The sequence below is a fragment of the Nocardioides aurantiacus genome, assembly GCF_003752505.1.
Taxonomy (GTDB): Bacteria; Actinomycetota; Actinomycetes; order Propionibacteriales; family Nocardioidaceae; genus Marmoricola; species Marmoricola aurantiacus.
Window position 1 is genome coordinate 1,690,553 of record NZ_RKHO01000001.1, and the last position, 21,726, is coordinate 1,712,278.

20 protein-coding genes and 1 riboswitch are annotated in these 21,726 nt (G+C 74.2%); of the genes, 4 read left to right on the forward strand and 16 right to left on the reverse strand.

Annotation, left to right across the window (positions count from 1 at the left end; genetic code table 11):
• The first annotated feature begins 27 nt into the window (after nucleotides 1-27).
• The 4 genes from EDD33_RS08105 to EDD33_RS08120 all read left to right on the forward strand — a co-directional run bounded on the left by EDD33_RS08105 (nucleotide 28) and on the right by EDD33_RS08120 (nucleotide 7,163).
• On the forward strand, nucleotides 28-1,188 hold the full coding sequence (locus tag EDD33_RS08105) for an exonuclease SbcCD subunit D (protein WP_123389939.1): 1,161 nt from the start codon (nucleotides 28-30) through the stop codon (nucleotides 1,186-1,188).
• Nucleotides 1,185-4,208 (forward strand): AAA family ATPase, encoded by a 3,024-nt coding sequence (locus EDD33_RS08110; protein ID WP_123389940.1) that lies wholly within the window; start codon nucleotides 1,185-1,187, stop codon nucleotides 4,206-4,208. Before EDD33_RS08105 ends, EDD33_RS08110 begins: the two co-directional genes overlap by 4 nt.
• Before the next feature lie 64 nt (nucleotides 4,209-4,272).
• Complete coding sequence (locus EDD33_RS08115; protein WP_123393190.1) at nucleotides 4,273-5,787, forward strand: TldD/PmbA family protein; 1,515 nt, start codon at nucleotides 4,273-4,275, stop codon at nucleotides 5,785-5,787.
• Entirely contained in the window at nucleotides 5,787-7,163 is a 1,377-nt protein-coding gene (locus EDD33_RS08120) for a metallopeptidase TldD-related protein (protein WP_211332467.1), read from the forward strand. Before EDD33_RS08115 ends, EDD33_RS08120 begins: the two co-directional genes overlap by 1 nt.
• A 19-nt stretch (nucleotides 7,164-7,182) precedes the next feature.
• On the opposite strand, the gene EDD33_RS08125 is transcribed toward EDD33_RS08120, so the two are convergent.
• The 16 genes from EDD33_RS08125 to EDD33_RS08195 form a co-directional block, all read right to left on the reverse strand.
• Nucleotides 7,183-7,632 (reverse strand): DUF3817 domain-containing protein, encoded by a 450-nt coding sequence (locus EDD33_RS08125; protein ID WP_123389942.1) that lies wholly within the window; start codon nucleotides 7,630-7,632, stop codon nucleotides 7,183-7,185.
• Nucleotides 7,633-7,652: 20 nt separating this feature from the next.
• Nucleotides 7,653-8,957 carry a serine hydrolase domain-containing protein gene (locus tag EDD33_RS08130; protein WP_170169729.1) on the reverse strand — a complete coding sequence of 435 codons (1,305 nt, stop codon included), beginning with the start codon at nucleotides 8,955-8,957 and terminating at the stop codon, nucleotides 7,653-7,655.
• On the reverse strand, nucleotides 8,954-11,827 hold the full coding sequence (gene gcvP / locus EDD33_RS08135; RefSeq protein ID WP_123389945.1) for an aminomethyl-transferring glycine dehydrogenase: 2,874 nt from the start codon (nucleotides 11,825-11,827) through the stop codon (nucleotides 8,954-8,956). The genes EDD33_RS08130 and gcvP overlap by 4 nt, the downstream gene beginning before the upstream one ends.
• An 88-nt stretch (nucleotides 11,828-11,915) precedes the next feature.
• Nucleotides 11,916-12,008, reverse strand: a riboswitch (glycine riboswitch).
• A gap of 80 nt (nucleotides 12,009-12,088) precedes the next feature.
• The gene (locus EDD33_RS08140; RefSeq protein WP_123389947.1) at nucleotides 12,089-12,712 is read right to left on the reverse strand and encodes a MerR family transcriptional regulator; all 624 of its coding nucleotides are present in this window, start codon (nucleotides 12,710-12,712) and stop codon (nucleotides 12,089-12,091) included.
• Between the two features lie 222 nt (nucleotides 12,713-12,934).
• Nucleotides 12,935-13,408, reverse strand: coding sequence for a bifunctional nuclease family protein (locus EDD33_RS08145; RefSeq protein ID WP_056539160.1), 474 nt, complete (start codon nucleotides 13,406-13,408; stop codon nucleotides 12,935-12,937).
• A 25-nt stretch (nucleotides 13,409-13,433) separates the two neighbouring features.
• On the reverse strand, nucleotides 13,434-14,156 hold the full coding sequence (gene ftsR / locus EDD33_RS08150) for a transcriptional regulator FtsR (protein ID WP_123389948.1): 723 nt from the start codon (nucleotides 14,154-14,156) through the stop codon (nucleotides 13,434-13,436).
• A 4-nt stretch (nucleotides 14,157-14,160) separates the two neighbouring features.
• Nucleotides 14,161-14,715, reverse strand: a complete 555-nt coding sequence (locus EDD33_RS08155) for a double zinc ribbon and FHA domain-containing protein (protein ID WP_123389950.1) — start codon at nucleotides 14,713-14,715, stop codon at nucleotides 14,161-14,163.
• A 232-nt stretch (nucleotides 14,716-14,947) separates the two neighbouring features.
• The gene (gene gcvH, locus EDD33_RS08160) at nucleotides 14,948-15,331 is read right to left on the reverse strand and encodes a glycine cleavage system protein GcvH (protein ID WP_123389953.1); all 384 of its coding nucleotides are present in this window, start codon (nucleotides 15,329-15,331) and stop codon (nucleotides 14,948-14,950) included.
• Between the two features lie 47 nt (nucleotides 15,332-15,378).
• Nucleotides 15,379-16,155: a DUF881 domain-containing protein gene (locus tag EDD33_RS08165; RefSeq protein WP_123389955.1), complete on the reverse strand. Its 777-nt coding sequence runs from the start codon at nucleotides 16,153-16,155 to the stop codon at nucleotides 15,379-15,381.
• Nucleotides 16,148-16,480: a small basic family protein gene (locus EDD33_RS08170; protein WP_056539177.1), complete on the reverse strand. Its 333-nt coding sequence runs from the start codon at nucleotides 16,478-16,480 to the stop codon at nucleotides 16,148-16,150. Before EDD33_RS08170 ends, EDD33_RS08165 begins: the two co-directional genes overlap by 8 nt.
• Nucleotides 16,477-17,382, reverse strand: coding sequence for a DUF881 domain-containing protein (locus EDD33_RS08175; protein WP_123389957.1), 906 nt, complete (start codon nucleotides 17,380-17,382; stop codon nucleotides 16,477-16,479). Before EDD33_RS08175 ends, EDD33_RS08170 begins: the two co-directional genes overlap by 4 nt.
• Entirely contained in the window at nucleotides 17,382-17,993 is a 612-nt protein-coding gene (gene clsA, locus EDD33_RS08180; RefSeq protein WP_281274135.1) for a cardiolipin synthase ClsA, read from the reverse strand. Before clsA ends, EDD33_RS08175 begins: the two co-directional genes overlap by 1 nt.
• 50 nt (nucleotides 17,994-18,043) lie before the next feature.
• Nucleotides 18,044-18,187, reverse strand: coding sequence for a hypothetical protein (locus EDD33_RS20500; RefSeq protein ID WP_246003432.1), 144 nt, complete (start codon nucleotides 18,185-18,187; stop codon nucleotides 18,044-18,046).
• Between the two features lie 166 nt (nucleotides 18,188-18,353).
• Nucleotides 18,354-19,544 (reverse strand): 4-hydroxybenzoate 3-monooxygenase, encoded by a 1,191-nt coding sequence (locus EDD33_RS08185; protein ID WP_123389960.1) that lies wholly within the window; start codon nucleotides 19,542-19,544, stop codon nucleotides 18,354-18,356.
• A gap of 104 nt (nucleotides 19,545-19,648) precedes the next feature.
• Nucleotides 19,649-20,410, reverse strand: a complete 762-nt coding sequence (locus tag EDD33_RS08190; protein WP_123389962.1) for an IclR family transcriptional regulator — start codon at nucleotides 20,408-20,410, stop codon at nucleotides 19,649-19,651.
• Between the two features lie 39 nt (nucleotides 20,411-20,449).
• Nucleotides 20,450-21,709 (reverse strand): MFS transporter, encoded by a 1,260-nt coding sequence (locus EDD33_RS08195; RefSeq protein WP_123389963.1) that lies wholly within the window; start codon nucleotides 21,707-21,709, stop codon nucleotides 20,450-20,452.
• Nucleotides 21,710-21,726: the final 17 nt, after the last annotated feature.

Here is a 21,726-nt window from a genome sequence, read left to right on the forward strand (position 1 = left end):
GTCGGTGCTCGCTCCTAGCGTGGAGCCATGCGACTGCTCCACACCTCCGACTGGCACCTCGGCCGGTCCTTCCACGGGGAGGGACTGATCGCCGCGCAGGCCGCGCACGTCGACCACCTCGTCGAGACGGTGGTCCAGCAGCGCGTCGACGCGGTCCTGGTGGCGGGCGACGTCTACGACCGCGCCCTCCCGTCCGTCGACGCCGTGGCGCTGGCCGACGAGGCCTTCCACCGCCTCGCCGCCACCGGCGCCCGGGTGGTGGTGACGAGCGGCAACCACGACTCCGCCCGGCGGCTCGGGTTCAACTCCCGGCTGGTCGACCTGGCGGGCGTCCACCTGCGCACCTCGCTGGACCGGGTCGGCGAGCCCGTGGTGCTGGAGGACGAGCACGGCCCCGTCGCCGTCCACGGCCTGCCCTACCTCGACCCCGACGTCGCCCGGGTGGCGTGGGACCTGCCGTCCCGGTCGCACGCCGCAGCGCTGGGCCACGCGCTGGGCCGGGTGCGCGCCGACCTGGCGACCCGCCCCCGCGGGACCCGCTCGGTGGTGCTGGCGCACGCGTTCGTGACGGGGGGCGAGCCCAGCGACAGCGAGCGCGACATCGCGGTGGGAGGCGTCTCCTCGGTGGCGGCCGAGCTGTTCTCCGACCTCGACTACGTCGCCCTGGGCCACCTCCACGGCCGGGCCACGCTGAGCGACTCGGTCCGCTACAGCGGGTCCCCGATCGCCTACTCCTTCTCCGAGGCCCGCCACCGCAAGGGCAGCTGGCTGGTCGACCTGGGGGCGAGCGGCGTGGAGGCGTGCGAGTTCGTCGACGCCCCGGTCGCGCGCTCCCTGGCGCGACTCTCCGGCACCATCGAGGACCTCCTGCTTGACCCCGCCCTGGCGGTGCACGAGGGGTCGTGGGTCCAGGCCACGCTGACCGACGCCCGCCGGCCGGTGCGGGCGATGGAGCGGCTGCGCGCCCGGTTCCCGCACGCCCTGGCGCTGCGCTTCGCGCCCGAGGGCGGTGAGCAGCCGGTCCAGCGCACGCCCGTGGAGGGACGGACCGGCCACGCGGTCGCGCTCGACTTCGTCGACCACGTCCGGGGCGAGGGCGCGAGCGCCGAGGAGTCCGCACTCCTGCGCGAGGCGTTCGAGTGCTGCGGCGGGGACCGTGACCTGGTCCGCGAGGCGGGTGCGTCGTGAGGCTCCACGAGCTCGAGGTGACCGCCTTCGGCCCGTTCGTGGACACGGTCGCCGTGGACTTCGACGCGCTCTCCGACGCGGGCCTGTTCCTGCTCACCGGCGCCACCGGGGCCGGCAAGACCAGCGTCCTCGACGCGGTCTGCTTCGGCCTCTACGGCGAGGTGCCCGGCGAGCGCCACAGCGCCCGTCACCTGCGCAGCGACCAGGCCGCGCCCGACACCGAGCCGCGGGTGGTGCTGCGCTTCAGCGTGGGGGGCCGCACCTTCCGCACCACCCGCTCCCCCGCGTGGGACCGGCCGCGGCGCCGTGGCGAGGGCACCCGACGGATCCAGGCCCACGTCGTGGCGGAGGAGCTGCGCGAGGGCACCTGGACGGCCCTGACCACCCGCCTCGACGAGGCCGGGCTGCTCGTGACCGACCTGCTGGGGATGACCGTCGCGCAGTTCACCCAGGTGGCGATGCTGCCGCAGGGCCGCTTCCAGGCCTTCCTGCGCGCCGGGTCCGCGGAGCGCCACGACGTCCTGCAGCGGCTCTTCCGCACCCGCCGCTTCGAGGACGTGGAGCGGTGGCTGGTGGAGCGGCGCAGCACGCTGCGGCGCGAGTCGACGCGGGGCCACGACGCGGTGCGCGACCTGCTCGGACGCGTCGAGGAGGCCACCGAGGTCGCCGTGCCCGACGACTGGGCCCTCGACGACCTCGAGACGCTGGCCGGGCTCGTCGAGGCCGGCCGGCTCGGGACCTGGCTGACCGAGGTGGGGGCCGGGCTGTCCGTGGCGGCCGAGGCCCAGGGTGAGCGGCTCGTCGCCGTCGACGCCACCGCCCGGGCCGCCCGCGACCTGCTCGACGTCGAGCGTTCGGCCGCGTCCCACCGGGCCCGCGCGGCCCGGGCCCAGCAGCAGCTGGCGGCGCTGGAGTCCGAGCGCCCCCGCGACGACAGCGACCGCGCCGCCCTCGCCGACCACCGCCGGGCCGAGCCGTTGCTGCCCCTGTTGCGCCGGGTCGGCGCGGCCGGCCGCGAGGCGGAGCGGACGACCCGGGCCGCGGAGCGGCACCGTGCGGCCGCGGTGGCGCTGCTCGGCGACCGCGCACCCGAGCCCACCCCCTCCCACCTCACGACGGCCGTGCACGAGTGGCGGGAGGCGGCCGCCGAGGCGCGGGCCCGTCTTCCCCAGGAGCAGGAGCTGCGGGCCGCGCGGGATCGTCTCGCCGACCTCTCCGCGCGGTGCGAGCGCACCCGCGCCGAGCACGCGCAGGCCCTGGTCCGTCTCGAGGAGGCCGAGCGCACCGCCGCCGCGCAGGAGGTCACCCGACGCGACCTCGAGGCCGCCGCCGCCTCCCTCGAGGTGGACGCGGCCACGGAGGCCGGCGCGGCGCGGGTCCTGGCCGCCGCCGAGGAGCACGACGAGGTCGCCGCCGAGCTCGCCGGAGCACGCGAGCGGCTGACCGCCGCCACGGCCACGGCACAGGACCTGCGCGAGCACTACCTCGACCTCCGCGAGCAGCGCATCTCCGGGATGGCGGCCGAGCTCGCCACGGGTCTCGCCGTCGGCTGCTCGTGCCCGGTCTGCGGCAGCGCCGAGCACCCCTCCCCCGCCCGTGCCACCACCACGGTCGGCCGCGGCGACGAGGAGGCTGCCCGCCAGACGCACGAGACGGCCGACTTCACCCGCCAGGCGCTGGCCGAGTCGGTCGCGACGCTGTCCGCGCGGCTGACCTCACTGGCCGCGACCAGCGGCGGCCGCTCGGTGGCGGCGTGCCGCGCCGACCTCGCCGACGCGACGTCCCGGCACCGCTCCAGCCGGACGGCCGCCCGGGGGCTGCGCTCGCTCGACGACGCCCGCGACGCCCGGCAGGCCTCGCTCACCCGGTCGACCGCCGAGGTCGCGTCGCTCGAGGTCCGCGTCGCGGAGCGCGACCGCGAGCACGACCAGGCCCGTGACCGGGTGCAGCACCTCGCGGCCGACCTCGACGACTGGCTGGGCCGGCACGACGCCGCCGGGTCCGACGTGGCCACCCTCGTCGACCGTCTCGAGGCCGGGGTGCGGACCCTCGTCGCCGCCACCACGGCCACCGAGGAGCACCACCGTGCTGCCGCGTCCCTCGACGCTGCCCGGGCCGAGGCCCGGGAGGCGGCGGCCGGGGCCGGCTTCGCCGACGGCGTCGCGGTGGGCGAGGCCCTGCTCCCCGAGGCGCGGGTGGCCGAGGTCGAGGAGCGGTGGCAGCGCCGGGAGCGGACCCGCGCCGAGGCCGAGGCGGTGCTGGCCGACGAGCAGGTCCGTGCCGCGGTCGCCACCCCGGCACGCGACGTGGTCGAGCTGCAGCGCGAGGTCGACCACGCCGAGCGGGTGCGTGACCACGTGGTGGCCGCCCGGCGTCACGCGCTCGGGCGCTGCGACCGGCTGGAGGAGCTCCGCACCTCGCTCGACCACGCGCTGGGGGCCTGGGAGCCCGTCCGGCGATCCCACCAGGTGACCGCCCGGCTGGCGTCGCTGGTCGAGGGGACGAGCCTGGACAACCGGTGGCGGATGCGGCTCTCGGCGTACGTCCTCTCCGAGCGGCTGCGGCAGGTCGTCGCCGCCGCCAACGAACGCCTCGCGGCGATGACCGACCAGCGGTTCACCCTGGAGCAGGTCGACGAGAAGGGCGCGGGCGAGCGTCGTGGCGGCCTGAGCCTGCGGGTGCGCGACGACTGGAGCGGCACGCGCCGTGACCCGGCGACCCTGTCGGGCGGCGAGACGTTCGTGGTCTCGCTCGCGCTCGCGCTCGGGCTGGCCGACACGGTCAGCCACGAGGCCGGCGGCACCGCGCTCGACACGCTGTTCATCGACGAGGGCTTCGGGTCGCTGGACGCCGAGACCCTCGACGGCGTCATGGACACCCTCGACCAGCTGCGCGACGGCGGCCGCGTCGTCGGACTGGTCAGCCACGTCGCCGAGCTGCGCACCCGGGTGCCCAGCCAGCTCGAGGTCTCCAAGGCCCGGCACGGCTCCTCGCTGCGGCCGGTCCTCGACCTCGGTTGATCCACCGCCGAGGTCGGGCCCCGCCCGGCCGACGCTGTCGGTCCGCCGCACTAGGGTGCTCGGCATGGCCGACGTCGACCCCAGCTTCCTCGCCCTGCCGCTCCAGCGGCTCGCCCAGGTGGCCCTCGGTCGGGCCCGTGACTTCGGCGTCACCCACGCCGACTTCCGGCTCGAGCGCAACCGGCTGCAGCACCTCTCGGTCCGCGACGGACAGCTCGAGGGCGCTCAGGACAGCGAGGACCTCGGCTTCGCGGTGAGGGTCCTGCTCGACGGGGCGTGGGGGTTCGCCTCGGGGGTGGGCCTGACCGACGACGAGGCCGTCCGGGTCGCGGAGACCGCCGTCACGGTCGCCCGGGTGGCGGCCAAGATGACGACCGTCCCGGTGCAGCTGGCGCCCGAGCCCGTCCACCGCGACGTCACCTGGGTCTCGGCCTACGACGTCAACCCGCTCGACGTGCCGCTGGCCGACAAGGTGGCGCTGCTCGGCGGCTGGACCCGTGAGCTCGTCGCCGGGGGGGCCGACCACGCCGCCGGCATGCTGCAGCAGGTCCAGGAGAACAAGTTCTACGCCGACCTCGCCGGGTCCTCCATCACCCAGCAGCGGGTCTGGCTGGAGCCGGTGCTGGAGGCCTACGCCTCCGACCCCGCGACCGGGGCCTTCGACTCGATGGCCTCGACCTGCCCGCCCTTCGGCGCCGGCTGGGAGGCGCTGACCGACGGCTCCTGGGACTTCGACACCGAGCGGGCCGAGCTGCCGGGCCTGCTGCGGGCCAAGCTCGCCGCACCGAGCGTCGAGCCGGGTCGCTACGACCTCGTCATCGACGCCAACAACCTGATGCTGACCATCCACGAGTCGGTGGGTCACGCCACCGAGCTCGACCGGGCGCTGGGCTACGAGGCCAGCTACGCCGGCACCTCCTTCGCCACCCCCGACCACCTCGGCACGCTGCAGTACGGCTCGCCCGCCATGCACGTGACCGGCGACCGCACCGCGCGCCGCGGCCTGGCCACCGTGGGCTTCGACGACGAGGGCGTCGAGGGCCAGTCGTGGGACATCGTGCGTGACGGGGTGCTGGTGGGCTACCAGCTCGACCGGTCGATGGCGCACACCTACGGCGCCGCGCTCAACGGTGGACGCTCCAACGGCTGCGCCTACGCCGACTCCCCCGGACACGTGCCGATCCAGCGGATGGCCAACGTGTCGCTGCAGCCCGACCCCGACGGCCCCGACACCGCGGGCCTGATCGGGCGGGTGGAGCGCGGCATCCACGTGGTCGGCCACAAGTCGTGGTCGATCGACATGCAGCGCTACAACTTCCAGTTCACCGGCCAGCGGTTCTACGCCATCGAGGACGGCGAGCTGAAGGGCCAGCTGCGCGACGTCGCCTACCAGGCGACCACCACCGACTTCTGGGGCTCCCTGGAGGCCGTCGGCGGACCGCAGACCTACGTGCTGGGCGGTGTCCTGAACTGCGGCAAGGCCCAGCCCGGCCAGTCCGCCCCGGTCAGCCACGGCACCCCGTCGGCGCTGTTCCGCGACGTCAACGTCCTCAACACCTCCGAGGAGGGCACGGCCTGATGACCGTCCGACCCCAGCAGCTCGTCGAGCACGCGCTCGAGACCAGCACCAGCGACGCCTGCGTGGTGATCGTCGAGGACTCCACCAGCGCCAACCTGCGGTGGGCCAACAACACGCTCACCACCAACGGGGTGATGCGCTCGACCGACGTCACCGTGGTCGCCTTCGCCGGTGGCGGCAACGCCTCGGTCAGCGGCACCGCCGCGACGACCGCCCAGGTCGCCGCGCTCGTCGAGGCCGCCGACCGCGCCGCCGCCCTCGCCGGCGAGGCCGAGGACCGCGCCGAGCTGGTGGCCGGCGCGGCCGCGGCCGACTTCGACGACGCCCCGGCCGAGACCTCGATCGCGGTCTTCGACGAGGTGGCGGGCCAGCTCGGCGAGGAGTTCCGACGGGCCGAGGCCGAGCAGCGCATCCTCTACGGCTTCGTCTTCCACGAGATGACCACGACCTACGTCGGGTCCTCCACCGGGCTGCGGCTGCGTCACGTGCAGCCCACCGGTCACTACGGCTGCACCGGCAAGGACGCCGCCCTCACCGCCAGCGCCTGGGTGGGCGGCGCCACCCGCGACTTCAGCGACGTCTCGGCCACCCGCATGGCCGAGGACCTCGCCACCCGGCTCGGCTGGGCGTCGCGTCGGCTCGACCTGCCCGCCGGCCGCTACGACACCGTGCTGCCGCCGACGGCGGTGGCCGACCTGATGATCGACGCCTACTGGAGCGCCGGGGCCCGCACCGCGGTCGACGGCCAGAGCGTGTTCTCCCGACCGGGCGGCGGCGCGCGCTTCGGCGAGCAGGTCGTGTCCCCCGGCGTGCGCCTCGCCTCCGACCCGACGTACGCTGGCCTCGAGTGCGCGCCGTTCGCGCTGGCCGGGGCGTCGTCGGACCGCACCAGCGTCTACGACAACGGTCTAGCGCTGGCCCCGACGGCGTGGCTCGACGACGGCCGGCTGACCGCGCTGCAGCAGACCCGTCGCACCGCGGCCGAGACCGGGCAGCCGGCCACCCCGCCGATCGACAACCTGGTGCTGGAGGTCGACGGCAGCACCGGCTCCGACCTCGACCTGGCCGCCGGGATGGACGACGGGCTGCTGCTGACCTGCCTGTGGTACATCCGCGAGGTCGACCCGCAGACGATGCTGCTCACCGGGCTGACCCGCGACGGCGTCTACAAGGTCGAGGGCGGCGAGATCGTCGGCGCGGTCAACAACTTCCGCTGGAACGAGAGCCCGGTCGACCTGCTGCGCCGGTTCAGCCACGCGGGCACCACCGTGCCGGCGTTCTCCCGGGAGTGGGGCGAGGACATGTTCTCCCGCACCGCGATGCCGGCGCTGCGGGTGCCCGACTTCAACATGAGCTCGGTCAGCCAGGCGCTCTGACGACCCGGCACGACCAGGCTCAGCCGACCCACTGCGTCGGCGGACCGACGGCCAGCAGGCCGCCGAAGACCAGCACGAGCCCGACGAGCACGACCACGCCCGCCACCACCGGCGCCCGCAGCGCGGCTGCGGCCACCCGCTCGACCCGCCCGTGCCACGGTTGCGTCCGCAGCCGCCACCGCGGTGCCAGCGTGCCGTCGACGTGGCGCTCGAACGGCACCGTGGCGTAGGGCACGAACGCCGCAGCCAGGCCCAGCGCGACCCGGCCGAGCGACCAGCGGGCGTCGACGCCGACCAGGACGGTGGTGACGCAGTAGGCCAGGAAGACGAACCCGTGCAGCCCGCCCCCGATCCTCACCCCCAGCTCGGTGACGTCGAGGACGTACTTGAGCACCATCCCCGCCAGCAGCAGGGTCCAGGTCACCGCCTCGGCCAGGGCCAGGGTGCGGAAGGTGCGGCGGGGCGTCATCGGGGCTCCTCGTCGGACGGTCAGGGACCGTCGGGGTAGGGGGTGCGGGTGTAGACGAAGGTCGCGCACGCGAGGTGGTCGGGCGTCCCGTCCTCGCGTCGTACGACGTGCAGGGTCTCGCCGTGGTGGTAGCCGGCCGTCCCCACCACCCGGTCGTCGTGCTGCTCGAACTGCTCGGCGAGCGCCAGGCCGCGGGCCAGGTCGCGCCACTCCAGCCGCTCGTCGTGCCAGCGCACCTCGTAGGCGGAGTTGCCCCAGTACCAGGTGCCGAGCAGCTCGGCGGCCCAGCGCGGCACCCGCTCGGCGGGCCGCCAGGGTGCGACGGGTCCCGGGGTGTGGTCGCCGAGCAGCGCCCGGGCCAGCTCGGGACCGGAGAACCCGGTGGTGGCGTTGGTCAGCGCTGCGACACCGGTGCGGTGCACCGGGTCGACGAGCAGCACCGCCTGGAACCCCGGCATCGAGCCGGTGTGGCCCGCCAGCACTCCCCCGGCGTAGGGGAAGGTGCGCACGCCCAGGCCGTAGTCGCTGGCCGGCGGCACCGGCTGCCGCATGGCACGCAGGGTGTCGGCGGCGAGCACGTCGGGGTGACCCTCGACGAGGAACCGGCCGAGGCGGGAGAGGTCGGCCAACGTGCTCCAGGCCTGGCCGGCCGGGGCCATCGCCCCGGTGTCGTGCGCGGGCTCGGGGGTCAGCGTGCCGGCGAGGTGGTGCACCGAGAGCCCGGGCGCGGCGTCCGCCTCGGGGGCGTACGACGTGCGCCGCATCCCCAACGGCACGAGGACCTGCTCCTCGACGAGCGCCCACCAGAGGCGGTCGTGCACCCGGACGAGCACCTCCCCGAGCAACCCGTAGCCCAGGTTGGAGTAGTGGTGGTGCTCACCGGGAGCGAACACCGCCGCGCTGCCGTCGTTGGCCGCGAGCAGCTGCTCGGCGGTGCCACCCGGCGACCGCTCCCACCACGGGCCGGCAGGCTCGCTCTGCATCCCGGCGGTGTGCGAGAGCAGCGCACGCAGCGACCGGTCGGCGTACGCCCCGGACTCGGGCACGAACCGGCCCAGCGGGTCGTCGAGCGAGAGCAGCCCGGCCTCGTGCGCCCGCACCACGAGCACGGCCGTGAGGGTCTTGGTGATCGACCCGATGCGGTACTGCCGGTCGACCGACGCGCCGTCACCGGCAGCGCCGGTCCACGCGGTCCAGGGCTCCTCGGAGCCGCCCAGCACCGCAGCCACCACGGTGGGCAGCCGGCGCTCGGCCTGGTAGCGGTCGAGCACCGCCTGGAAGTGGCCGGTCCGGACGTCCGGACCGGCCGCCTCCGCGCGCGTCACTCGAAGGCCTCCAGCGGCGGGCAGGAGCAGGCGAGGTTGCGGTCGCCGTAGGCCTGGTCGATCCGGCTCACCGGCGGCCAGTACTTGTCGGGGTCCGGGCCGGTCGGGAACAGCGCGACCTCGGCGGAGTACGCCCGGTCGCCCTCGGAGGCCAGGACCGCCGCCGCGGTGTGCGGCGCGCCGCGCAGCGGGGAGTCCTCGGGCGTCCACTCCCCCGCCTCGACCCGGGCGATCTCGCCCCGGATGGCGATCATGGCGTCGCAGAACCGGTCGAGCTCGGCGAGGTCCTCGCTCTCGGTCGGCTCGACCATCAGGGTGCCGGCGACCGGGAAGCTCATGGTCGGGGCGTGGAAGCCGTAGTCGACCAGCCGCTTGGCCACGTCGTCGATGGTGACGCCACTGGCCTTGGTGATGCCGCGGACGTCGAGGATGCACTCGTGCGCGACGTGGGAGTGGTGGCCGCGGTAGAGCACCGGGAAGTGGTCCTCGAGCCGCGAGGCGACGTAGTTGGCCGCCAGCACCGCCACCGCGGTGGCGTGGGTGAGCCCCTCGGCGCCCATCATCCGCACGTAGGCCCACGAGATCGGCAGGATCCCGGCCGAGCCGTACGGCGCGGCGCTGATCGGGCCGATGCCGTCGCGACGCTCGGCGACGGGGTGGGCCGGGTGGCTGGGCAGGTACGGCGCCAGGTGGGCGCGCACGCCGACCGGACCCACGCCCGGGCCGCCACCGCCGTGGGGGATGCAGAAGGTCTTGTGCAGGTTGAGGTGGGACACGTCGCCGCCGAACTCGCCCGGCTTGGCGTAGCCGAGGAGCGCGTTGAGGTTGGCACCGTCGACGTAGACCTGGCCGCCCGCCTCGTGCACGACCTCGCACAGCTCGGAGATGGTGTCCTCGTAGGCGCCGTGGGTCGAGGGGTAGGTGACCATGATCGCGGCCAGGTCGTCGCGGTGCGCCTCGCACTGCGCCCGGAGGTCGTCCATGTCGACCGCGCCGTCGGCGGCCGACTTCACCACGACCACCCGCATGCCGGCCATCACGGCCGAGGCCGCGTTGGTGCCGTGGGCCGAGGACGGGATCAGGCAGACGTCGCGCTCGCCGTGGCCGCCGGCCTGGTGGTAGCCGCGGATCGCCATCAGCCCGGCCAGCTCGCCCTGCGAGCCGGCGTTGGGCTGGATCGACACCTCGTCGTAGCCGGTGACGGCCGCGAGCCAGCCCTCGAGCTGGTCGATGAGGCGGTGGTAGCCGCGGGCGTCCTCGGCCGGTGCGAACGGGTGCAGGTCGGCGAACCCGGGCAGGCTCACCGGCTCCATCTCGGTGGTCGCGTTGAGCTTCATGGTGCACGAGCCCAGCGGGATCATGCCGCGGTCGAGCGCGTAGTCGCGGGCCGAGAGACGCCGCAGGTAGCGCAGCATCGAGGTCTCGGAGCGGTGGCTGTGGAACACCTCGTGGGTCAGGAAGTCGGTCTCGCGCAGCAGCGCGTGCGGGAGCGCGGTGCCCGGGGTGGCGTCGCCGACCGAGCCCGCTGCGTCGGTCGCGACCCCGAACGCGCCGAGCACGCGGTCGAGCACGGCCGCGTCGGTCACCTCGGAGGTCGAGAGCCCGACGTGGTCGGCGTCGACGTGACGCACGTGCACGCCCGCCTCGCGGGCGGCGGCCACGACCTCGGCGGCCCGGCCCGGCACCGTCGCCAGGACGGTGTCGAAGAACTCGGCGTGCACGACCTCGACGCCGCCCTCGCGCAGCGCGTCGGCCAGGGCCACGGCCTGGGCGTGGACCGACCGGGCGATCGAGCGCAGCCCGTCGGGACCGTGGTGCACGGCGTACATCGCGGCGACGACGGCGAGCAGCACCTGCGCCGTGCAGATGTTGGAGGTCGCCCGGTCGCGGCGGATGTGCTGCTCCCGGGTCTGCAGCGCCAGGCGGTACGCCGGCCGGCCGGCCGCGTCGACCGAGACGCCGACCAACCGCCCGGGCAGGTGGCGCTCCAGCCCCTCGCGCACGGCCATGAAGCCGGCGTGCGGGCCGCCGTAGAACAGCGGGACGCCGAAGCGCTGGGACGACCCGACGGCGACGTCGGCGCCGAGCTCGCCCGGCGACTCCAGCAGCGTCAGCGCCAGCAGGTCGGCGGCGACCACGGCCAGCGCGCCGCGCTCGTGGGCGGCCTCGATGACCGGCCGGGGGTCGAGCACGCGGCCCGAGGCGCCGGGGTACTGCACCAGCACCCCCGACAGCTCCCCGTCGGGCAGGCCCTGCGCCAGGTCGGCGACGACGACCTCGAGGTTCATCGCGGCGGCGCGGGTCTGCACCACGGCGATGGTCTGCGGCAGGGCGTCGGCGTCGACGACGAAGGGCCCGCTGGCCTTGCGGTCGGCGCGGCGCACGAGCGTCATCGCCTCGGCGGCGGCGGTGCCCTCGTCGAGCAGCGAGGCGTTGGACGTCTTCAGCCCGGTGAGGTCGGCCACCACGGTCTGGAAGTTGATCAGCGCCTCGAGCCGGCCCTGGCTGATCTCGGGCTGGTAGGGCGTGTAGGCGGTGTACCAGGAGGGGTCCTCCAGCACGTTGCGGCGTACGACGGGCGGTGTGACCGTGCCGTGGTAGCCCAGCCCGATCATCGGCACGAGCGGGTTGTTCTCGGCCGCGATCTCGCGCAGCTCGCGGGCCGTGTCGGCCTCGGAGGCAGCGGGCGGGAGGTCGAGCGCCCCGGCGCGGATGCGCGCGGGCACGGCGTCGTCCATCAGCGCCTCGAGGCTGCTGACGCCGAGCGCCTTGAGCATCTCGGTCAGCTGCTGGTCGTCGGGCCCGACGTGGCGCTCGGCGAAGGGCCGGGGACGCAGCAGGTCGGTGAGGGTCTCGCGGTGCTCTGACATCTCGCTCCAGTCGTGAGGCGGCTCATCGGGTGGTGGTGAGTGCGCCTCCCCCCAGTCGGGCCCCGGTCGATCGGGTCCCTCCTGGGTGCCAGCCCGTGCGGTCCTGGTGCCTGAGAGCTTGGTGGGAGGAGTTGCCCCTTCGGCGCCCCGGTGGACCCGGGGACTCTCCCGCACGGGATATGTCAGCAGCGCCAAAATACCAGGCCCCGACGCGCACTCGGTGCGCGTCGGGGCCTGGGCGGACGGGGTGGTGTCCGAAGGTCAGCCGGTCTGGCGGGCCTTGCGGCGCTGCGCGAGCTCGTCGGCGGCGGTGTCCTCGACGCTCTCCTCGGCGGCGGTGCGCTCCGAGGGCAGCTCGGCGAGCGAGCCCTCGATCTCGCGCCACACTCCCCCGATGGCGATGCCGAAGACGCCCTGGCCACCCTGCAGCAGGTCGATGACCTCGTCGTTGCTGGTGCACTCGTAGACGCTGGCGCCGTCGCTCATCAGGGTGACGCGGGTCAGGTCGTCGGTGCCGCGGGCGCGCAGGTGCGAGACCGCGGTGCGGATCTGCTGCAGCGAGATGCCGGCGTCGAGCAGCCGCTTGATGATCTTGAGGATCAGGATGTCGCGGAAGCTGTAGAGCCGCTGCGTGCCCGAGCCGGTGGCGCCGCGGACGGTGGGCTCGACGAGGCCGGTGCGGGCCCAGTAGTCGAGCTGGCGGTAGGTGATGCCGGCCGCGTTGCACGCGGTGGGGCCGCGGTAGCCGAGGTCCTTGTCGAGCGTGGAGACGTCGTCGTCGAAGAGGAGGCCCTGCTCGGTGGCGTCGAGCGCCGCCTCGAGGGCTGCCTGCTCGGCCTGCTGGTCGTGACCTGCGGTCGAACCGCCGTCTGACGTCGTGCCCACTGCTACCTCCGGAGTCCGGCTCCGCACGTCGTAGCTCCGGGGGGTGGGGCCGGCCGGTCGTCCGTCCCGGTGCGGGACAGGAGTTGCAGCCGTGGAGTTACAGCGAAGACAGTCCCGAAGGTAGACCTCGGCTCGAGGGTTGGTCAAAGACTCCGGCGGCGTGTCGGGAGCAAGTCTCAAGTTGAGGTTGAAGGTGAGACCTGGGTCCGGGAAGGCCGTGAGTCAGGCCTGGCCCTGCTCGAAGTCCTCGGGGGTGACGTGGTCGAGGAACTCGCGGAACTTCTCGACCTCGTCCTCCTGCTCGTCCGGCACCAGGATGCCGGCCTCGTCGAGCAGCTCCTCGGCGCACACGATCCGCGACCCGGTGCGCAGCGCCAGGGCGATCGAGTCGGACGGACGGGCCGAGACCTCGACACCGGAGGTGAGCACGAGGGTGGCGTAGAAGACGTTGTCCTGCATCTCGGTGATGCGGATCTCGTCGACCTCGTTGCCGGTCGCCTGGAGCACGTCGCGCAGCAGGTCGTGGGTCAGCGGCCGCGGCGGCACGACGCCCTGCTGGGCGAACGCGATCGCGGTGGCCTCCACCGCCCCGATCCAGATCGGGAGGTAGCGCTCGCCGTCGGTCTCCCTGAGCAGGACGATGGGTGTGTTGGACGGCATCTCGACCCTGACCCCGACTACCTCGACCTCGCGCACCAGGTCACCCTAGCGCCCGAGGTGGTCAGCGCAGGGAGCGGAGCCCGGCCTTGACCAGCGCCGCGTGGAAGCGGACCGAGAGCACCGCCAGCTCGTCCATCGTCTGGTGCGCACGACCCTCCGCGCCGGCCTCGCGGCTGCGGCGGATCGGGGAGACCACCTGCTCGACCAGGCCGATCTCGCGGTCGGCCGAGGTCTTGAAGGCGCGCAGGTGCCGCGGCTCCAGGCCGTACGCCGCCAGCTCGCCCGCGACCTTGGCGATCACCAGAGCGTCGGCGTCATAGTGCTTGGAGCCGGTGCGGGGCCTGACCAGGCCGAAGGTCTCGAGCTGGTCGAGCAGCTCCTCGGTGATGTCGGCGGTCTTGACCAGCTCGCGCCGGGAGATGCGTACGTCGTGCTGGTTGCCCAGCAGCGACTCCACGCCCGGCGCCGGGTTGGCCAGCAGGCCCACCGGGATGCTGGGCGAGCCGCCGGGGGCGGGAGGCTCCAGCCCGCGGTCGAGCGCGTCGAGGTGCTCGCGGATCACCTTGAGCGGCAGGTAGTGCTCGCGCTGCGCCCGGATGATATAGCGCAGCTTCTCCATGTCGTCGGTGGAGTACTTGCGGTAGCCCGAGGGCGTCCGCTCGGGCTCGACCAGGCCCTCGTTCTCCAGGTGCCGGATCTTCGACTCCTTGATGTCGACGTCCGGGAACTCCGCCTTGAGGTCGGCGACCGCCTGACCGATCGTGATGCGGGCCGTCTGCCGCACGGGGTCAGCCGACCCGGGTGTCGCCGGCGTCGCTGGCGAAGAAGATGAGCCGGAACTTGCCGATCCGGACCTCGTCGCCGTTCTGGAGCAGCGCGTCGTCGACCCGGTCGCCGTTGAGGTAGGTGCCGTTGAGGCTGCCCACGTCGTGCACCCGGAAGCCGTCGCCGGTCCGGCGGAACTCCACGTGGCGCCGCGAGACGGTGATGTCGTCGAGGAAGATCTCGCTCTCCGGGTGCCGACCGACGGTGGAGAGGTCGCGGTCGAGCAGGTAGCGCGACCCGGCCCCGGCGCCGCGCTGGACCACCAGCAGGGCGCTGCCCGCGGGGAGCGCGTCGACCGCAGCGGCGTCGGCCGGCGCCAGCGAGCCGCGCTCGTCGGCGTCGGGCTTGGGCGTCGGACCGCCGAAGGTGATCGTCTGCGTCGAGTCGTGCGCGACCGGCTCCGCTCCGGCGGGGCCGGAGGGGGCAGGCGCGGCAGCACCGGCCAGCGGCGTGCCGCACTGCGAGCAGAACCGCGCGTTGGAGGAGTTCTCGCTCCCGCACTGCGAGCAGAAGGGCATGTCGTCGGTCTCCAGTCCGTCGTGCTCGCCCGGGGCGAGCGTCCGTGGTCCTGCCAGGTGCCAGGTCTCGGCCCCCGTGACAACCCTGAAGCGTCACTGGAGGGTCAAGGTTGGGCCCAACCTACCAGCGCCGCCCGTGTCCGCCACCGCCCGCGGCGCGCCTCGAGAGACACGCCGGGGACCGGTCCGGACCAGGCTGGCCCAGGCCGGACGCAGGCCGGACGCGGGGCCGTCAGCCCTCGAGCGTCTCCTGGTAGGCGGCCGCGTCCATGAGGTCGGCCGCGCCGGTGTCGTCGGCGCGGATCTCGAACAGCCAGCCCTCGCCGTAGGGATCGGTGTTGACCAGCTCGGGGGTGGCGTCCAGCGCCTCGTTGCGGGCCACGACCTCGCCACCGAGCGGGGCGTAGACCTCACTGACCGACTTGGTGGACTCCAGCTCCCCCACCACCGCGCCGGCGGTGACGGTCTCGCCCACCTCGGGCAGCTGCACGAAGACGATGTCGCCGAGCGCGTCCTGGGCGTACTCGGTGATGCCGACGCGGACCGAGCCGTCGCTCTGGCCGGGCTCGCGGAGCCACTCGTGCTCGGAGGTGTACTTCAGGTCATCGGGGTACAACGCTGCTCCTCGGGAGGCGACGTGGGTGAGCCGTGTGACCCAGGACCCTACTGCCCGGGCACCGGCTCGGCGTAGCGGGGAGCGGCGGGACGCAGGGTCACGCTGACCTCGACCTCGTCGACCTTCTGGACCCGCACGCTGCCGCCGTCGTCCTCGACGTCGTCGATGAACCCGTCGGAGAAGCTGAGGGCCCCGGCGAGGGTGTCGGGGCTGCCGATCGCGTCGATGACGTACGGCGCACCGAGCACCACCCCGTCGACCCGGATCCCGGCGTCGTCGTCCTCGAAGCTGGTCTGCGCGACCACCCGGACCTGGTCGTTGATCTCGACGGCCTCGACCCCGGCGTTGCGCAGCTCCTCGATGCCGTCGAGGAGGTGGTTGAGGTTGAGCGTGCCGCGGGGGTCCTCGACGGTGATCCGGATGCCGGGCCCGGTCGCGGCCGTGGTGCCGGCCAGCACGCCGAGCGTGGCGATCTCGGTGCGGGCCTGCTCGACGGCGGCGCTGCGGCGCTCCGAGGAGCTGTTGAGCCGGTCGCGGGTCTCCTCCAACGAGGAGATGTCGCGCTCGGCCCGCCGCGAGGCGGCCTGGAGCCCGTTGAGGGCCTGCACCAGCTCGGCCTCGCGGAGGCCGTCGTAGTCGTCGTCCTGCCCGGCCACCCGCACCTGCGTGACCGCGGCGAAGCCGAGCAGACCCACGAGCACCCCCGCGATGGCCTGGCCGCGGCTGGGCCGGCGCAGCGAGCCGAGCAGCCGGTCGCGCCCGGTCTGCGGCCGGGCGGGCTGCTCGGTCCCGGACCGGGTGCGGCCGGGCTGCTCCTCAGGCATGGAAGAGGTGGCGCCGGATGGCGGCGACGTTGGAGAAGATCCGGATGCCGAGCACGACCACGACGCCGGTCGAGAGCTGGGCGCCGACGCCGAGCTGGTCGCCGAGGAAGACGATGACGGCCGCGATCAGCACGTTGCTGACGAACGAGATCACGAACACCTTGTCGTCGAAGATGCCGTCGAGGAAGGCACGGAAGGCGCCGAACACGGCGTCGAGCGCGGCCACCACGGCGATCGGCAGGTAGGGCTCGAAGGCCAGGGGTACGTCGGGGGTGAGCCACAGCCCGAGCAGGACCCCCACGACGAGTCCGAGGATCGCGATCACGGGGTTCCCTCCTGTCCGGCACGGTCACGCGCCTGCGCGACCTGGTCCACGTAGCGCAGCGTCACCTCGCTGGCGGGCAGCCGCAGGTCGTCCCGCGGCGTGATGGTCAGCTGCAGGCCCACCTGGCGCTCGAGGTCCAACCATGCCTGACCGCTCGTGGTCTCGGCGAACCGCGCGGGCAGCGTGTCGGGGTTGCCCACCACCTGCAGGACGTACGGCGCCCGCAGCGACCGCGCGTTGACGGTGATGGCACCCCCGGCGACCCGGATCGTGCTCAGGTTGGTCAACCGCTGGCCGTTGATCGCGATCGCCTCGGCCCCGGCCTCCCAGAAGCCGTTGACCAGCCGCTGCAGGTCGCTGTCGAGCACGGTGGTGCGGTCGGTGGTGCTGCCGGGCGCGTCGTCGGCGACCACCCGGACGCCCGGCCCGGTGACGGCGAGCGTGCCCGCACGCGCCCCGAGGGACTGGATCCGGTTGCGGATGCCGGTGGCGGACTCGTCGGAGGCGAGCTGGCGGGCCTGCAGCCGGTCGGTCTCGCGCTGCAGCGCGGCGAGCCGCACCCGCTCGGTCTCCAGCTGCTCACGGGCGCGGGAGACCTGGCCCGCGAGCTCGCGGCGGTCGCGGTCGTCGGCGGCGGCGCTGCGGGAGTTCTGCACCCCGGCGGCGACCACGAGCACCGCGACGCACGCGACGGCCACGGCGCCGAGGGGGCCGACGCGTCGGCGGCGCGCCGGGGTGTCGTCACCGCCCGCAGCGCGGGCGGCCCGGTCGCGCTCGGCGACGAAGGCGTAGTCCTCGTCGACGGCGTGCGCGGTGAGGTAGTCGAGCAGCCCCATGGTCGCCTGGGGCGGCAGCCGGGCGGGCTCGGCGGCGGGGGCGGGGTCGGGGCGTCGCTGTGACATCACGGCTCCGAGAGGCTGGGTGCCCGGCGGCCGCGGTCGGCCATCAGCAGCCGGACCTGCCAGGCGTAGAGCAGGCCCGCCCACCAGTACAGGCCCATCCCCCAGATCGCGAAGGCCCACCCGAAGACCAGGGACAGCGTGGCGACCGGACCCTCCCCGTCACCGAGGAACAGCAGCGGGAAGGCGTAGAGCAGCGCCGCGGTGGCGGCCTTGCCGAGGTAGTGCACCGGGAGCGCGGAGTAGCCCCGGGTGCGCAGGAACGGCACCAGGCACCACAGGAAGGCGTCGCGTGCGGGCAGGATGATCGCCACCCACCACGGGATGATGTCGCGGTAGAGCAGCCCCACGACCGCAGCCAGGATGTAGAGCCGGTCGGCGACGGGGTCGAGGATCTCGCCCAGCTTGGAGGTCTGGTCGAGCTTGCGGGCGAGGTAGCCGTCGAGCCAGTCCGAGAAGCCCGAGACCATGAGCACCACGAGGGCCCAGACGTCGGCCTCGGGACCGATGACCAGCCACAGGAACAGCGGGACGCCGGCCAGCCGCACCATGCTGATGATGTTCGGCAGCGTCCACACTGCCGAGGTGTGCGCGCCACTGGGCTGCCGGGCCACCGCGATGCCTCCTGACGGGTCGTCGGAGGTCACCCTAGCGACGGGGTCGTTCAGTTCAGGCAGCAGCCGCACCGCGGGCAGTGGGCGCGTCGTACGCCGCTCAGCTCCTGCCCGCAGCCGCAGACCAGCGGGCGCGCGTCGGCGGCGCCCGTGGTGGTGGTCGGCGCGTACAGCGCCATCTCGGTGGTGATCATCGTCGGTGCCCCTCGTCGGTTCCTTCCGCACCATGGAACGCCCGACATGTGGACCCGGCACGCGCAACACGCCGATCTAGTCCGAACGTGCTAGACGAAAGGACCGGGTGGTGTGGACCACCCGGTCCCGTCGGTCCCCGTGGTGGGACGGCGGGGCGCGGGGGGTTCAGCCGCGGGGCCAACCGGTGTAGCCCTCGGCGAGGTAGGTCGACCCGGCGGTCGAGGCCACCAGCGAGGTCAGCTCGCCCTCCTGCCGGCGTACGTCGAAGTCGCTGGCCTCGGGCAGCCGGTGCAGCATCGTGGTCATCCAGTAGGAGAAGTGCTGCGCCTTCCAGACCCGCTCCAGCGCGCGCTCGCCGTAGGCGTCGAGCAGCCCGAGGTCCTGCTTGCCCAGCGCCCGCTCGACCTCCTCGGCCAGCACCCGCACGTCGGCCAGGGCGAGGTTGAGCCCCTTGGCACCGGTCGGCGGGACGGTGTGCGCCGCGTCGCCGGCGAGCAGGAGGCGGCCGTGGCGCATCGGCTCCTGCACGAAGCTGCGGAAGGGCAGCACGGTCTTGGAGGTGATCGGCCCCTGGCGCAGGGTGTAGCCGTTGGCGCCGACCCGGGTCTGCAGCTCCTCCCAGATCCGGTCGTCGCTCCACTGCTCGACGTCCTCGTCGGCGTCGCACTGGAAGTACATCCGCTGCAGGGTCTCGGTGCGCTGGCTGATCAGCGCGAACCCGCGGTCGGAGTGGTTGTAGATCAGCTCCGGAGCGCTGGGCGGGGCCTCGGCCAGGATGCCGAACCAGGCGTAGGGGTACTCGCGGAAGAACTGCCGCCGCTCCCCCGCCGGCACCGACCCGCGGCAGACGCCGCGGGACCCGTCGGCCCCGACCAGCAGCTCGCAGCGCACCTCGTGGCCCACCCCGTCGGCGTCGGTGAACCGCAGCAGCGGCTCCTCGCCGGTGAGGTCGTGCACCGACACGTCGGTGACGCCGAAGCGGACGTCCCCGCCGTCGCGCTCCCGGGCGTCGGCGAGGTCGACGAAGACGTCGGTCTGGGGGTAGAGCTGCGCGGCCGCCCCGACCAGGGCCTCGAAGTCGATCCGGTGGCCGGCGCCGGCGAAGGCGAGCTCGATGCCGCCGTGGCGGTAGCCGTCGCGCAGCACCCGGTCGGAGACGCCGGTCTCCACCAGCATCCGCACGCTGTCCTGCTCGAGGATGCCGGCGCGGTGGGTCTGCTCGATCTCGCGGCGGGTCCGCACGTCGACGACGACCGACTCGATGCCGGACAGCGCGATCAGGTGGGACAGCATCAGGCCGGCGGGGCCTCCGCCGACGATGCCGACGCGGGTGCGGGTCAGCTGGGTCTGGGCCATGGGACCGAGCCTGCCGGGCCGGCGTGACCGCGACCACACCCCGCTTCCGCTCACCGGAACCCAGGTCGGGCCCCGGCCGTCCGGGCCGTCCGGGCCGTCCGGGCTCAGCCCGGGCCCGCGGCGGCGAGCGACCGACCGACGCCGTGGGCGGCCACCTGCAGCGCCGCCACCAGCCGCGGGGCGTCCGTGCGCAGGCTGGGCACGACGATGCCGAGCGCGGCCACCACCGCGCCACCGGCTCGCACCGGCACGGCGACCGAGCAGGCCCCCAGGCTCATCTCCTCGCTGGTGGTGGCGTGGTCCTCCTCCAGGACCCGCCGCAGCTGGCGCTGCAGGACGCCGGGCTGGCTCACGGTGTACGGCGTGATCCGGGTCAGCCCGGAGAGCACCTCCTGCTGCACGGCCGGCGGCGCGTGGGCGAGGAGCACCTTGCCGACCCCGGTCGCGTGCAGCGGCAGACGGGAGCCGATGGTGCTGACGACCGGCACCGAGGCGTTGCCGGAGAGGCGGTCGACGTAGAGCACCTGGACGCCGTCGCGGACCGCCAGGTGGACGGTGGCGTGGGTCGCGCCGTAGAGGTCGTGCAGGTGCGGCGAGGCGACGTCGCGCAGCCCGGTCTGCACGGGCGCGAGCATGCCGACGTCCCACAGCCGACGCCCGATGACGTAGTCCCCGGACGTGGTGCGCCGCAGCGCGCCCCAGGCGACGAGCTCGCCCACCAACCGGTGCGCGGTCGCCACCGGCAGCCCGGCCCGGGCGGCCAGGTCGGTCAGGGTCAGCCGTCGGTGGCGCTCGTCGAAGGCCCCCACCAGCGCCAGCGCACGGCCGGTGACGCTCGCCCCGGGCGTCGCGCTGTTCCCCGCCATGTCGGCCATCCTCCCACTGGGCGGAAGCCGGTGGGTCGCTCAGGCCGCGACGGCCTCCTCGCGACGGAGGTGAGCGGGGACGGTGGCCAGGGCGCCGACGGCGAGCAGGGCGGCGACAGCGAAGGCGTAGAAGCCCCACGGGTAGGCAATGCCGGCGGTGACCAGGGCGCCGCCGAGGAAGGGGCCCACGATGGCGCCGATGCGACCGACCCCGGCGGCCAGGCCGAGGGCGGTGCCGCGGATCTCCGGCGGGTAGAGGTGGCCCACGAAGGCGTAGACGAGCACCTGGGCGCTGAACACGAAGATGCCGGCCAGCAGCACCGCGCCGTACACCACGAGGGTGCTGTCCATCCGGATCGACAGCAGCGCGAGGAACACCGCGGCGAGGCCGAACCACAGCAGCACGGTGGGCTTGTTGCCGCGCGAGTCCGAGATGCCGCCGGCCACGAGGAGGCCGATCACGGCCCCGACGTTGAGCACGAGCAGCAGGCCGGTGCCGGCCTCGATGGAGTAGCCCGCCTCGCCCATGATCGTGGGCAGCCAGGTGTTGAGCCCGTAGACGAGCAGCAGGCCCATGAAGGACGCGACCCACAGCCCGATGCTCACCGCAAGGTAGCGGCCGCGGACGACGTCGCCGCTGCGGACCGCCACGGTGCCGCGCCCGGCGTCGCGGTCGGCCACGGCGCGCAGGTAGGTCTCGGACTCGGGGAGCTTGAGCCACATCACCGGCAGCGTCGCCAGGCCGAGCAGGCCGCCGACGACGAACATCGCGCGCCAGCCGAGCGGCTCGATGAGCACGAGGGCCAGCAGGGCGGTCAGCACGGCGCCGACGTGGTAGCCGGTCATCATCCGGGTGACGGCGGTGCCGCCGCGCCCCCGGGGAGCGTGCTCGGTCATGAAGGCCAGCGCGGTCGGCAGGCAGGCGCCGAGGCCCAGCCCGGCGAGGAAGCGCAGCGCGATGAACTGCGTGGTGTCCTGGGCGACCGCGATCGCCAGGGTGAGCACCGAGAACAGCGCGATGCACCCGATCAGCGTCACCCGGCGGCCCACCCGGTCGGTCAGCGGACCGACCGCGACGGCGCCGATCCCGACCCCGACCAGCCCCAGGGTGGAGGCGGCGGTGAGCGAGGAGGCGGTGAAGCCGAGGTCGCCGCTCGCCTTGAGGGTGGGGATGACCGCGCCGAGGACGACGAGGTCGAAGCCGTCGAGGGCGACGGCGATCCAGCAGAGCCAGACCGGCCAGAGGTCGCGCCCGGTGCTGGACGAGGACGCGGGGTCGTGGTGGGACGAGGCGCTCATGGGGTGACCGTGGCAGC